At 74.6% G+C, this 13,096-nt stretch carries 13 protein-coding genes; 11 read left to right on the top strand and 2 right to left on the bottom strand.

All coding sequences use genetic code 11. The features are described 5' to 3' along the window. Window positions 1-22 precede the first annotated feature (22 nt). The 7 genes from MUU72_RS30600 to MUU72_RS30570 all read left to right on the top strand — a co-directional run bounded on the left by MUU72_RS30600 (window position 23) and on the right by MUU72_RS30570 (window position 7,000). Window positions 23-346: a (2Fe-2S)-binding protein gene (locus tag MUU72_RS30600; protein ID WP_248016681.1), complete on the top strand. Its 324-nt coding sequence runs from the start codon at window positions 23-25 to the stop codon at window positions 344-346. Then, window positions 324-1,868, top strand: coding sequence for an NAD(P)/FAD-dependent oxidoreductase (locus MUU72_RS30595; protein ID WP_248016680.1), 1,545 nt, complete (start codon window positions 324-326; stop codon window positions 1,866-1,868). The genes MUU72_RS30600 and MUU72_RS30595 overlap by 23 nt, the downstream gene beginning before the upstream one ends. Window positions 1,869-2,022: 154 nt before the next feature. Then, window positions 2,023-2,943 carry a dihydrodipicolinate synthase family protein gene (locus MUU72_RS30590; protein ID WP_248016679.1) on the top strand — a complete coding sequence of 307 codons (921 nt, stop codon included), beginning with the start codon at window positions 2,023-2,025 and terminating at the stop codon, window positions 2,941-2,943. A gap of 13 nt (window positions 2,944-2,956) precedes the next feature. Next, window positions 2,957-3,961: a proline racemase family protein gene (locus tag MUU72_RS30585; RefSeq protein WP_248016678.1), complete on the top strand. Its 1,005-nt coding sequence runs from the start codon at window positions 2,957-2,959 to the stop codon at window positions 3,959-3,961. Beyond that, window positions 3,958-5,361 carry an aldehyde dehydrogenase family protein gene (locus MUU72_RS30580; RefSeq protein ID WP_248016677.1) on the top strand — a complete coding sequence of 468 codons (1,404 nt, stop codon included), beginning with the start codon at window positions 3,958-3,960 and terminating at the stop codon, window positions 5,359-5,361. Before MUU72_RS30585 ends, MUU72_RS30580 begins: the two co-directional genes overlap by 4 nt. A 61-nt stretch (window positions 5,362-5,422) precedes the next feature. After that, the gene (locus MUU72_RS30575; RefSeq protein WP_248016676.1) at window positions 5,423-6,139 is read left to right on the top strand and encodes a GntR family transcriptional regulator; all 717 of its coding nucleotides are present in this window, start codon (window positions 5,423-5,425) and stop codon (window positions 6,137-6,139) included. Window positions 6,140-6,205: 66 nt separating this feature from the next. Continuing rightward, on the top strand, window positions 6,206-7,000 hold the full coding sequence (locus tag MUU72_RS30570; RefSeq protein WP_248016675.1) for a nucleotidyltransferase domain-containing protein: 795 nt from the start codon (window positions 6,206-6,208) through the stop codon (window positions 6,998-7,000). A gap of 50 nt (window positions 7,001-7,050) precedes the next feature. Here MUU72_RS30570 and MUU72_RS30565 read toward each other — a convergent pair whose 3' ends face one another. Next, window positions 7,051-7,989 carry an alpha/beta hydrolase gene (locus MUU72_RS30565; protein WP_248016674.1) on the bottom strand — a complete coding sequence of 313 codons (939 nt, stop codon included), beginning with the start codon at window positions 7,987-7,989 and terminating at the stop codon, window positions 7,051-7,053. Between the two features lie 111 nt (window positions 7,990-8,100). On the opposite strand from MUU72_RS30565, the gene MUU72_RS30560 reads away from it, so the two are divergent. Together MUU72_RS30560 and MUU72_RS30555 are read left to right on the top strand one after the other, a co-directional pair. Then, entirely contained in the window at window positions 8,101-9,099 is a 999-nt protein-coding gene (locus MUU72_RS30560; protein WP_248016673.1) for a GlxA family transcriptional regulator, read from the top strand. A gap of 388 nt (window positions 9,100-9,487) precedes the next feature. Beyond that, window positions 9,488-10,756, top strand: coding sequence for an MFS transporter (locus MUU72_RS30555; protein ID WP_248016672.1), 1,269 nt, complete (start codon window positions 9,488-9,490; stop codon window positions 10,754-10,756). A gap of 23 nt (window positions 10,757-10,779) precedes the next feature. Here the strand turns inward: MUU72_RS30555 and sigJ are convergent, their stop codons facing one another. Next, the gene (gene sigJ, locus MUU72_RS30550; protein ID WP_248016700.1) at window positions 10,780-11,733 is read right to left on the bottom strand and encodes an RNA polymerase sigma factor SigJ; all 954 of its coding nucleotides are present in this window, start codon (window positions 11,731-11,733) and stop codon (window positions 10,780-10,782) included. 261 nt (window positions 11,734-11,994) lie between these two features. On the opposite strand from sigJ, the gene MUU72_RS30545 reads away from it, so the two are divergent. Next, entirely contained in the window at window positions 11,995-12,348 is a 354-nt protein-coding gene (locus tag MUU72_RS30545) for an NADPH-dependent FMN reductase (RefSeq protein ID WP_248016671.1), read from the top strand. 50 nt (window positions 12,349-12,398) lie between these two features. Then, window positions 12,399-12,839: a YybH family protein gene (locus MUU72_RS30540; protein WP_248016670.1), complete on the top strand. Its 441-nt coding sequence runs from the start codon at window positions 12,399-12,401 to the stop codon at window positions 12,837-12,839. Window positions 12,840-13,096: the final 257 nt, after the last annotated feature.

The following is a 13,096-nucleotide window of genomic DNA, read 5'->3' as shown; positions in this document are numbered from 1 at the left end:
CCCCGGCGAAAGGAGCCGCGCCATGGCGCGTGACCGCAGCCCCGCCGAACGCGTCGGCGCGGTGCCCGACCCCGCGTTCGAGATCACCTTCGACGGCCGCCCGCTCGTCGCGCTGCCCGGCCAGTCCCTGGCCGCCGCGCTGTGGGCCGCCGGCATCCTCGCCTGGCGCACCACGCGCGTCGGCGGCCGGCCGCGCGGCGCCTTCTGCGGGATCGGGCACTGCTTCGACTGCCTGGCCACCGTCAACGGGGCACCCAACCGCCGGGCCTGCCTGGTCCCGGCGCGGCCCGGCGACGCCGTCACGACTCAGGAGGGACACGGCCATGCCGCACCCGGTGACCGATGACCCGGAGTACGACCTCGCAGTGATCGGAGCCGGCCCCGCGGGCCTCGCCGGTGCCGTCGCGGCCGCCGAACTCGGCCTGTCCGTCGCCCTGTTGGATGCCTCTTCGCAACCGGGCGGGCAGTTCTACCGGCACCCCGCCCCGGCCCTCGGCGCCACCCGCCCCGAGGCCCTGCACCACGACTGGGCCACCTTCACCGCTCTGCGCCGCCGACTGGCCGACAGCACCGCGACCCTGCTCGCCGGCCACCACGTCTGGACCGTCGTCCGTGCGGAGGCAAGGGACCTGTGGGACGTGCACGCCGTCACCGGAGCGGACGGCGACCGGGACCGTCCGGTCCGGGTGCGGGCCCGCGCGGTGCTGCTCGCGACCGGCGCGTACGAACGCCACCTGCCCTTCCCGGGCTGGACGGTGCCGGGTGTGGTGGGCGCCGGGGGAGCGCAGGCGATGCTGAAGTCCGGCCTGGTGCTGCCCGGGCTCCGCGCCTCCCCTGCCGGGGCGCGGCCGGGAGCGGGGGCGAGGGTGGTGGTGGCGGGCAGCGGTCCGCTGCTGCTGGCCGTCGCCGCGACGCTCGCCGCGGCGGGGGCCCGCGTCCCGGCGGTGGTCGAGGCGTCCGGCTACCTCGGCTACGCCCGCCACCCCCGCACGCTCGCCGCCAACCCCCACAAGGTGGCGGAGGCGGCCAGGCACGGGGCGGCCTTGCTGCGGCACGGGGTGCGGCTGCGCACCCGCAGCGCCGTGACCCGGGTGCACGGCTCCGATCGGGTGGAGGCCGTCACGGTCTCCCGGCTCGACCGCGACTGGCGGCCCGTACGGGGGTCCGGCCGCCGCATCGCCTGCGACGCCCTGGCGGTCGGCTTCGGCCTCGTCCCGCAGCTCGACCTCGCCACCGGCCTGGGCTGCGCCACCCGGCGCGCCCGGGACGGCAGCCACCTCTTGGACCTCGACGCCCAGCAGGAGACCTCGGTGCCCGGCATCTGGGCGGCGGGCGAGACGGGTGGCATCGGCGGGGTGGAACTCGCGCTGACGGAAGGCGAGTTGGCAGGGCGCGCGATCGCGGCGCGGCTGGGTGGGCGGGCCGCGGCGGGCGGGAGCGGCCGGGGCCGTGCCCTGCGCCGGCGGCGCGCCCGGATGCGCGCCTTCGCCGCCGTGATGGCCGCGGTGCACGCACCCGGCGCCGGGTGGAGCCGGTGGCTCGACGACACCACGGACGTGTGCCGCTGCGAGGAGGTCGGCGCGGGCCGCATCCGCGAGGCGGCCACCGCCTTCGGCGCCCGGGACGCCCGCACCGTCAAACTCCTCACCCGTGCCGGTATGGGCTGGTGCCAGGGCCGGATGTGCGGCACGGCCGTGGCCTGCCTGGCCGCGGAGGGACGGGAGCAGGGGCCGCCGCCCGCTCCCGAGCGCCGGCCGCTGGCGGTGCCGGTGAGGCTGGACGCCCTCGCCGCCCTCACCGGAACGGCCGCGTCGGACCCCGGCGAACCGGAGGAACACGCCGCCGGGGAGGACAGTACCGGCGGCTGAGCCGCCCCCCGCCCGCCGCGCGACCCGCGGGCACCACGCACCACCTCGTGCGGGGTCCCACGCCACGGCGCCGGCCCGTACCGCTCGCGCCCGTACCCCTCCGCCCGAAACGCTCTCGCCCACCGAAGACCCCACCTACAGAAGGGCTCCCCTCATGGCTCCCGCCTCCACCGCCACGGCCTGGAGCGCCGAACGCCCCTGGCGCGGCATCATGGTCGCCACCGCCCTCCCCCTGCGTGCGGACCGGACCGTCGACTTCGACGCCTACGCCGCACACGTCCGCTGGCTCCTCGACAACGGCTGCGACGGCGTCGTCCCCAACGGCTCCCTGGGGGAGTACCAGACCCTGACCGACGAGGAGCGGGCCCGCGTGGTGCGCACCGCGGTCGCGGCCGCCGGGGACGGTGCGCGCGTGATGCCCGGGGTGTCCGCGTACGGCAGCGCCGAGGCACGCCGCTGGGCCGAGCAGGCCGCCGAAGAGGGCTGCGGCAGCGTGTTGCTGCTGCCCCCCAACGCCTACCGCGCCGACGAGGCCGCCGTACGCGCCCACTACGCCGAGGTCGCCCGGGCCGGCCTGCCGATCGTGGGCTACAACAACCCCGTCGACACCAAGGTCGACCTGACGCCCGCACTCCTCGCCCGCCTCCACGGCGAGGGCGGCATCGTGGCGGTCAAGGAGTTCAGCGGCGATGTGCGCCGGGCCTACGAACTGGCCGAACTCGCCCCCGGGCTCGACCTGTTGATCGGCGCCGACGACGTACTCCTGGAGCTCGCACTGGCCGGCGCCGTCGGCTGGATCGCCGGCTACCCCAACGCCTTCCCCGCCGCCTGCGCCGAGCTCTACCGGGCCGCCGCGGCCCGGGACCTGGACACCGCCCTGCCGCTGTACCGGTCCCTGCACCCGCTGCTGCGCTGGGACTCCAGGACGGAGTTCGTGCAGGCCATCAAGGTGTCCATGGACCTCGCCGGCCGCCCCGGCGGCCCCACCCGGCCGCCGCGGCTGCCGCTGCCCGCCGCCGTCGAGGCCGAGGTGCGGGCAGCCACCGAGAAGGCCGTCGCCGCCGGCCACCGCTGACCGGGAGGAGAACATGCGCACCCGCCACGTCTTCCACGCCGTCGACTCCCACACCGAGGGCATGCCCACCCGCGTGATCACCGGTGGCGTCGGGGTGATCCCCGGCACCACCATGGCCGAGCGCCGGCTGCACTTCCTCGCGCACCTGGACCACCTGCGCACCCTGCTCATGTACGAGCCGCGGGGCCACGCCTCCATGAGCGGCGCCATCCTCCAGCCCCCGACCCGGCCCGACGCCGACCACGGCGTGCTGTTCATCGAGGTGTCCGGGGTGCTGCCGATGTGCGGACACGGCACCATCGGGGTGGCGACCGTCCTCGTCGAGACCGGCATGGTCTCGGTCACCGAGCCCGTGACCACCGTCCGCCTCGACACCCCCGCCGGTCTGATCAGCGTCGATGTGCGGGTCGAGGACGGCCGGGCCACGGCCGCCACCCTCACCAACGTGCCCGCCTTCTGCGTCGGTCTCGACCGCACGGCGGAGGTGCCGGGCCACGGCACGGTGACGTACGACCTCGCCTTCGGCGGGAACTTCTACGCCTTCGCCGACCTTGACGCCCTGGCGCTGCCGTTCGACCGCGCCCGCAAGGACGAGCTGCTCGCCGCCGGGCTCGCCCTCATGGACGCGATCAACGCCTCGCCCGACCGGCCGGTCCACCCGACCCGGCCGGAGATCGCGGGCGTCAAACACGTCTACCTCGCCGCCCCGGGCTCGGACGCCCACCACTCCCGGCACGCCATGGCCATCCACCCGGGCTGGTTCGACCGCTCCCCGTGCGGCACCGGCACCAGCGCGCGGATGGCCCAGTTGCACGCCCGCGGCGCCCTGCCGCTGCACCGCGACTTCGTCAACGAGTCGTTCATCGGCACCCGGTTCACCGGGCGGCTCGTCGAAGAGACGGAGGTCGGCGGAGTGCCCGCCGTCGTCCCCCGCATCACCGGGCGGGCCTGGATCACCGGCACCGCCCAGTACTTCCTGGACCCCGACGACCCCTTCCCCGGAGGCTTCCTGCTGTGAGCACCGCACCGACCCCGGTTGTCTCCCGCAACCCGGCCGATCCCTCCGACGTGGTCGTGGAGACCGCCGCGCCCGGCGCGCTCGCCGCCGCCGACGCCGTCGAACGCGCCCGTGGCGCCCAGCCCGGCTGGCTGCGCGGCGGCGCGGCCGCCCGCGCGGCGGCCCTCGGTGCGCTCGCCGCCGCCGTCGAGGCGGCCGCGGACGAACTGACCGCGCTCGCCGTGCGCGAGGTGGGCAAACCGGTCACCGAAGCCCGCGCCGAGGTGGCCCGCACCGCCGCGATCTGGCGCTACTACGCCCAGGCCGCGTACGACCCCACCGGCGCCGTCCACGAGACCGCCGCCGGCCCGGGGCTGCTGCTGACCCGTCGCCGTCCGCACGGCGTCGTTGGCCTGATCACCCCCTGGAACTTCCCCTTCGCCATCCCCGCCTGGAAGGCGGCCCCCGCCCTCGCCGCCGGCAACGAGGTCGTCCTCAAACCCGCGCCCGACGCCACCGCCTGCGCGGTGCGTCTGGCCGAGATCGCCCAACGGGCCCTGCCGACCGGGGTGTTCACGGTGCTGCCCGGCGGCGCCACCGAGGGGGACGCCGTCGTCTCGTCCGCCGATGCCGTCTCCTTCACCGGCTCCACCGCGGTCGGCCGGGCCGTCGCGGCGGCCGCCACCGCGCGGGGCGTCCCCGTACAGGCGGAGATGGGCGGGCTGAACGCGGCGATCGTCCTGCCGGACGCCGACATGGACACCGCGGCCGCCCATATCGCTTCCGCGATCGCCGGATACGCCGGCCAGAAGTGCACCGCCACCAGCCGCGTGATCGCCGTGGGCGCCGCCCTCGCACCGCTGCGCGAGGCGCTGGCCGCCCACCTGCGGGCGCTGCCGGTGGGCGCCCCCACCGACCCGGCCACCGTCTGCGGCCCCCTCATCACCGAGCAGGCCCGCGACCGCGTCGCCGAGGCCCGCCGCGGCCTGCCCGCCCTCGTGACCACCCCCGCACCCACCGGGAGCGACGGCTGGTACGCGGCGCCGGCCCTGCTGGAGGACGTCCCGCCCGACCACCCGCTCCTGTGCGAAGAGACCTTCGGCCCCCTCGCCGTCCTGCTGCCCGCCGACGACCTGGACCGGGCGGTGCGGATGACCAACTCCGTGCCGTACGGCCTGGTCACGTCGGTGCACACGGCATCCCTCGACACGGCCCTGCACGGACTCGACCGGCTCGATACCGGCATGATCCGGATCAACGCCCCTTCCACCGGCGTCGACTTCCACCTGCCGTTCGGCGGCACCAAGGCATCCAGCCACGGACCGCGCGAACAGGGCCGCGCCGCCCTGGACTTCTACACCTCGACCCGCACCTACACCCTCGCTCCCGCACACCCGCAGCCACCTGCGAAAACAACGTGACATTGTACGCTGGTGACCCGCTCGGCCACGAGGGACAGGGCACGAAGGGAAACACCACGTCATGGGCCACCTCACGCAGCGCAACCTCAACACCACCAGGGAGCGCCTGCGCGACCAGGTCGCCCACCACCTGCGGGCGGCCCTGATCTCGGGCGAACTCCGCCCCGGCGAGGTCTACTCGGCGCCCGGCCTCGCGGAGGACTTCGGCATCTCCGCGACGCCGGTGCGCGAGGCGATGCTCGACCTGGCCCGCGAAGGTCTGGTCGAGCCCGTCCGCAACAAGGGATTTCGGGTCACCGAGGTCAATGAGCGCGACCTCGACCAGTACACCGAGATCCGCACCCTCATCGAGGTGCCCATGATCGGCCGGATCACGCGCAGCGCGTCCCGCGCGGACCTGGAGGCGCTGCGCCCGGTCGCCGAGGAGATCGTGCGCGCCGCCCGGGACCACGACCTCATCGGCTACCTCGACGCCGACCGCCAGTTCCACCTCTCCCTCCTCGCCCTGGCCGGCAACGACCGGCTCGTGGAGACCGTCGGCGACCTGCGCAAGCGCTCCCGCCTGTACGGACTGACCGCCTTGGACGAACGCGACCAGCTGCTCCCCTCCGCCGAGGAACACCTCGAACTCCTCGACCTGATGGTGGCCGGGGACGCCCGGGCCGCCGAGCAGTGCATGGCCCGCCACCTGGGGCATGTGCGCTCCCTGTGGGCGCAGAGCGCCCAGGACCGCCTCGCCGCCCGGCGCGGCCGCACCGTCCGCCTGAGCCCCCGCTGACGCCCGGGCCCCGCCCCGGCGGCGTGCTACGTTGCCCGCATTCGTTTCCGCGGAAAGGAACGTGCCATGGATGCCCCCGCCCTGCACAGCCGGTTCCTCGACAGCGCGCTTCCCCGGATCCGGCAGGATGCGCGCGTGACGGGTGTTGCCGTCTCGGGGTCGATCGCGGAGGGCCGCCCCGACCGCTACTCCGATGTCGATCTGATCGTGGTCATCGACGACGACGCGTTCGACTCGGTCATGCGGGAGCGTGTGGCCCTGATCGGTTCCTGGACCTCCCTCGTCGCGGGGTTCACCGGGGAACACGTCGGTGAACCCCGCCTGATCATCACCCTCGTCGGACCGCCGCTCCTGCACGTCGACTTCCTGTTCGTCCGCGCCTCCGACGCCGCTGCGCGCCTGGCGGCCGCGGACATCCTGTGGGACCGGGACGGCCGCCTGACCGGCGCGCTCGCAGGCCGTCCCCCGGCCCCTCCCTCGCTCGACCTCCAGTGGATCGAGGACCGGTTCTGGACCTGGGTGCACTACGGGGCGACGAAACTCGGACGCGGGGAGCTGTTCGAAGTCATCGGCTTCCTGGGCTACTTGCGCGAGGCCGTGCTGGGCCCCCTGGCGGCCCGCCGGGCCGGTGCGGCTCCCCGTGGTGTGCGCCACCTCGAATCCCTCGCGCCGGAGGAGGCGCGCGCCCTCCGGTCCACCCTGTGCGGGCACGACCGGCACGACGCCGGCCAGGCACTCCTGGCCGGTGTGGAGCTCTACAGGCGGTGGCGCGACGATGCCGGAGCGGCGGTCGAACGCCGTCCGGAGGCCGAAAGGCTCGCCGTGCAGTACCTCCACGACGTCATCGACCGGGCGAACTGACCGAACCGCCGCCCCCGCCCCGCGCACCGCACGCCGTGCGCCGACCGGCGTTACGGATGGAGGGCGTCGCGCAGGGCCCGTACCTGGTCCGCCAGGTTGCGTTCGCTGACCCGGGCCTTGGGGAACAGCAGGTCGAAGCCGTGCACGGCTCCCGGGGCCTGGATGAGCTCGGTGGTGACCCCCGCGGCGCTCAGGCGCTCGGCGTACCGGCGGCCTTCATCGCGCAGCGGGTCGATCTCCGCCACGACGAGGAAGGTGGGCGGCAACCCGCTGAGGTCGGCGGCCCGGAGCGGGGACGCGTAGGGGCTGCTGCCGCGGCCCGGGGCGTAGTAGCGCCAGGCCAGTTCGGTCGCGCTCCGGTTGAGGATCGGTACGTCGGTGGACTCCCGCATCGAGGCGCTGGCCATGCCGCTGTCCAGCACGGGGTAGAGCAGCAGTTGGAAGACCACCCTCGGTCCCGCGAGGTCGCGGGCGCGCAGGACGGTGGCGGCGGCGAGGTTCCCGCCGGCGCTCCCTCCGGCGACGGCGATGCGCCGCGGATCACCGCCGACCTCCGCCGCGTGTGCGGCGAGCCAGGTCAGGGCCGCGTAGGCGTCATCGGCCGCGGCCGGGTAGGGGTGTTCGGGCGCAAGGCGGTAGTCGACGGAGACCACGACGGCTTCGGCTTCCCCGGCGTACCGCAGGGCGTGCTCCTCCTCGGCCTCCGGGGAGCCGTAGACGAAGGCACCGCCGTGCAGGTAGAGGATGACCGGCAGTTCGCCGTCCGTGGTGGGGCGGTAGACACGCAGCCGCAGGGGCCCTCCGGGCCCGGGGACGAACAGGTCTGCCACCGCCACGCGGTCGTCGGCAGGCGTGTCGGGGCGCTCCCGCAGCGGCTGGTACCGCTCGGGTACGGCAAGGACGGAGTCCAGGCCGTAGAAGGGGAAGAGCCCTGCGTCGGAGGTGTCGAGCAGCGACTGGATCTCGGCATCGACAGTGGGGAAGGGCATGGCGGGCCGCCACCTTTCCTGTGGAGTACGGGGAGGGGGACGCCCTCAGCTTCTCCGGTCTGCGCACTCGTCAGAAGTGGCTCAGGGGCCACTATGTGCAACTATCGGGCCATGACTGTCGCAGCCCCGCACCGGGTCACGGTTCTCGCCCTCGCGCCGGTGGTCGCGTTCGACCTCAGCATCCCGGCGCAGATGCTGGCCATGGTCGCCGCCCGCACGGGAGGCCCCGCGTACGACGTGCGGACCGCCACCCCGGACGGCTCTCCGGTGCCGACGGTGAACGGGTACGGCATCACGCCCCAAGGGGACCTGTCCCTGCTGGCGCGGGCCGACACCGTGATCGTCGCGGGCACCCGCTCCCCGGACGTGCTCGACGACGGCGTCGTGGATCCCCGCATCGCCGAGGCGTTGCGCGCGGCTCACCGCCGCGCTCGGATGGTGTCCCTGTGCACCGGGGCGTTCGTACTCGCGGCCGCCGGTTTGCTGGAGGGGCGCAGGGCCGCGACGCACTGGCGCTACGCGGACCGGTTCCGGCGACTCTTCCCCGCGGTCCACCTCGACACCCATCCGCTCTACGTCGCCGATCGCGGGGTCCTCACGTCGGCCGGCGGCGCAGCGGCCATCGACCTGTGCCTGCACGTGATCCGGGAGGACCACGGCAGCTCGGTGGCGAACCGCGTGGCCCGGTACAACGTCGTCGCGCCGATGCGGGAGGGCGGCCAGGCGCAGTTCATCGACCGGCCGGTGGCGGAGGACGCGGGGGCGTCGACGGCCCGGGCGCGGACGCTGATGACGGAGCGCCTGGACAGGCGCCTGCCGCTCAAGGACCTGGCCGCGCACTGCCATATGAGCGTGCGGACGTTCACCAGGCGGTTCCGGCAGGAGACGGGTCTGTCCCCGGCGGAGTGGCTCACCTCCGCCCGCTTGGCACACGCGCGCCGCCTGTTGGAATCGACAGAGCTGCCGGTGGACGACATCGCCGCCCGGGCCGGCCTGGGAAGCGGCACCAACCTGCGGCAGCACATGCGCCTCGCCCTGGGCACCACCCCCTCCGCCTACCGGAGGGCCTTCCGCTCGACCCCCACCGCCCCCACCGCCCCCCGGCCCTGACCCAGGACACCGCTCCGGGCCGGCCGGAACGCCCGTGGGGACCCGCGTCGGGCTCAGTGCGCTCGCCGACCACTTCACGAGCCCGGCAGCCGGGCGCCCGGGGAAGGTCCTGATCGACGCGCAGGGGTGAGGGCCGCGCCGGGTCGCGCCCCCTCCGGGGCGATCGTCCGGGCCGCGGCCGGGGACTGTGGCCGGCGGAGTGGGTCCGATAGGGTGCGGGGCATGTTCGTCCCTCGTGCATAGACGTCCGATGGCACGGCTGGGCCCGGAGCAGGGCCGGTCGTTCCCTGCGCTGCCCGGCCCCCTGCCGTGGCACCGGCCCTGGCGTCGGCCTCGGCGCCCGCCGTGACGCCTCCGGACTTCACCACACGAGGGACTTCGTTCGTTCATGTCTGTGCTTCCTTCCCGGCCGTCGTACGTCTCCGTCCTGCGCGCACCGCATGCGGCGGCGGTCTTCGCCTCGGCCCTGGTGGGCCGCTTCTCCTACGGCCTCCTCTTCGTGGCCCTGACGGTCGCCCTCACCCGCGCCGGCGGCTCGTACGCCGTGAGCGGTACGGCCATCGCCCTGTTCGGCCTGAGCGCGGCCTTCCTCGCTCCGGTGCGCGCCGTGCTGATCGACCGGTACGGCCGCCGGTGCGCACTGCCGCCCATGGCCGCCGCGTACGCCGCGCTCCTGGGGTGCCTGGCCGCGGCGACCTGGCGGCCCGGGGCCCCGCAGTGGCTGCTGCTGACCCTGACCCTGCTGGCCGGTGCGTGCGCGCCGCCGCTGGGGCCGGTCATGCGGACCCTGTGGAGCGAACTGTTCGCGCAACGGGAGCACCTGCGGCAGCGGGCGTTCTCGTTGGACACGGTCGCCGAGGAACTGCTGTACGTCGTCGGGCCGTTGGCGGCGGGCCTGTTCATCTCCGCCGGCCGCGCGGCGGCCGGCGTCGCGGTGGCGGCCCTGTTGGTACTGGGCGGCACGGTCGGCATGGTGCTCAGCCCCGCCACCCGCTCAAGGGCGGACCGGGAGCGGACCCGGGGCGCCGGCACCGCCGGCTCCGGCCGCGCCCTCGGCCGGGCCGGGCAGCCGGTGCTGGTGGCCGCGGCGATCGGGTGCGCCCTCGGCGGGCTCAACCTCCTGGTCGTCGCGTTCGCCGAACACCACCACCGGCTCGCCGCGGTGTCGTGGCTGGAGGCGTCGACCGCGGTCGGCAGCGCGGTCGGCGGCATCGCGTACGGCGCCCGCACCTGGCGACTGCCCGGACGGATCCGGCTGTCGCTGCTCGCCCTCGGCCTGAGCGCGGCACTGGCCCTCGCCGGACTCTCCCCGAACCTGTACGTCCTGACCGCCGGTACCGCCGTCGTCGGGCTGTGCGTGGCACCGGCCCTGGCCACCGCCTATCTGACCGCCGACGCGTACGCGCCGCCGGGCGGCCGGACGCTGGCCGGGACGTGGGTGAACAGCGCCTACAACGCCGGTTTCTCGGGCGGCACCGCTGCGGTCGGGCTGCTGCTCAGCGGCCTTCCGCTGCGCGTCTGCTTCGCCCTGGCCGCGCTTCCGGCGCTCGTCGCGGCCCTCGTCCCGGCGCTCGGGCCGCTGACCGGTCTGCGGCGGCCCCGCCGGACGGGAACGGTGCCCGGGGACGCGCCGTCCGAGGGGCTCGGGCCGGGCTGATGCCGCCCGGTGGTGGGTTCCGGTCAGGCCGATGTCCAGGGGCGGAGCTTGTCGGGGTTGCGGACGACCCAGATGCGCGTGATGCGGTCGTCGGCGATGTCGAAGGCGTACACCGCCATGAGGGTGCCCGCTGACCGGACCATCAGGCCGGGGCGGCCGTTGACCGTGCGTTCCAGGATCGCCAGCGGGCCGGTCACCCGGGTGGCCACCTCGACGATGAACTGCGCGATCCGCTCGCCGCCCTCGATCGGGTGGAGGGGGGTGACGGCCAGGCCGCCGCCGTCCGCGGTGAAGGTGGCGGCGGGGTCCAGCAGGCCGATGAGGGAGGTGATGTCCCGTGCTTCCCACGCCTGCTTGAAGTCCTTGACCAGACCGGCCTGGTGGGCTGCGGGGGGTGCGGGGGGCTGGGCGGCGCGGAGGCGGCGGCGGGCGGCGGAGGCCAGTTCGCGGCAGGCCGCCGGGGTGCGGCCGGTGACCTCGGCGATCTCGGTGAAGGAGTAGCGGAAGACGTCGTGCAGGATCAGTGCGACGCGCTGGGCCGGGGTCATCGATTCGAGCGCGACGAGGAAGGCCATGCTGAGCGACTCGTCGAGGGTGACGCGGTCGGCCGGGTCGGCGGCGTCGGTGGCGGTGGCGGCGCCCGTCCGTCCGCTCAGCCAGTCGGTCCGCCCGGGCAGCGGCTCGGGGATCCAAGCGCCCACGTAGCGCTCGCGCCGGACGCGTGCCGAGCCGAGCAGGTCCAGGCAGATGCGGCTGGCGACCCTGGTCAGCCAGGCACCCGGCGAGGCGATGGCGTCCTGCTGCTCCCGGGACAGGGCGTACCAGCGGACGTAGGTCTCCTGGACGGCGTCCTCCGCCTCGGCGAGGGAGCCCAGCAGCCGGTAGGCGAGGTTGAGCAGGTGGCGCCGCTCGCCGGTGAGCGCGCCGAGGTCCGCGTCGGCGCGGACGTGTTCCGGTGCCGGCTGGTTGGTCGTCATGGTCTCGGGGGCTCCCTGGTCGCTCGTGCCGTTGCCGGTCGTGCCGTTGCCGGTCGTGCCGTTGCCGGTGGTGCGGTTACTGGTGGTGCCGTTGAGGGGCGTCACCGGTCCGACGAAACGGGGCGTGGGAATGTCAGGTTGCCGCATCGGCCCCCTCCGCTCCTGACATTCCGTTGGGCCGGGTCGTCGTACTGCTCAGAGGCACCACCCCGACTCCCGGATCCACCCGATTCACCCCCGACACTCCCCACAGGAGACACCATGACGAAGATCGGCATCATTCTGGGCAGCACCCGTCCCGGGCGGCGCGGCGAGCAGGTCGCCCGGTGGGTGCACACGGCGGCGGTGCGCCGTGCGGACGCCGAGTTCGCGGTGGTGGACCTGCTCGACCACCCGCTGCCGTACCTGCACGAGCCGGTGCCGGCCGCGATGGCGCAGGGCCGCCACCGGCACGCGCGCACCACGGCGTGGGCGCAGGTGATCGCCTCGTTCGACGGCTTCGCGCTGGTCACCCCGGAGTACAACCAGTCGACCCCCGGCGTGCTCAAGAACGTCGTCGCCCGAAGCGCCGCCCTCGCCCCGCTGCGTACCGCCGCCGCCGAAGCGGTCGACTGAACCGGCAGTTGTCCGCCCCACGAACGAGAGAAGAAGAAGGAAGGGTCGCCGTGCTCGAGCGGTACGAGGTTGAGGAAGCCGGGATCCGGCAGCAGATCGACCGGATCGTCGACGGGATCCGGGCGAAGGATCTCGCCGGACTGGAGCGGGTCTATGCGGTGGACGTCATCTCCTTCGACGTCGAGCCGCCTCTGCAACACGTAGGGGTGGAGGCGAAGTTGAGGAACTGGGCGAAGGCGTTCACGTTCTTCGCACAGGTGCGGTACGAGGTCCGCGAGCTGACCGTCACGGTGGGCGGTGAGGTGGCGTTCGCGCACTGCTTCGCACGGCTCAGCGGCACGTTGCGGGACGGGGCGGAGACCGGCGGAATGTGGGTCCGGGGCACGTTCTGCTTCCGGAAGACCGACGGCGTATGGCTGATCGTGCACGACCAGGCTTCCGTGCCGTTCGACGTCGTGAGCGGCAGGGGAGTGGCCGATCTGGAGCCGTGACGCGACGCGACAGCACATTCTGCGAGGAGGGGCGTCATGGAGCAGGCACTTGGGGGCCGCGCCGGACGCGCTGGAGGCGGCCGACCACGTGCTGTGCGACTCGGTCGAGCAGGTGCGGAGGGGCCGGCGGCACCGCGGCCGGGTGGTGGTCTGGGGCGGACCGGGAGCAAGGTGGCGCGGAGGAAGGAAGTCGACTTCTCGCACCCCGATCCGGCGCACGTCCTGGCCCGCTGAGGGCCCGGCAGAGGGCCGGCCCG

It is taken from the genome of Streptomyces rhizoryzae (genome assembly GCF_023155275.1).
GTDB classification, from domain to species: Bacteria; Actinomycetota; Actinomycetes; order Streptomycetales; family Streptomycetaceae; genus Streptomyces; species Streptomyces rhizoryzae.
The sequence above is the reverse complement of the archived record's forward strand: the minus strand, read 5'-3'. Positions and strand labels throughout refer to the sequence as shown.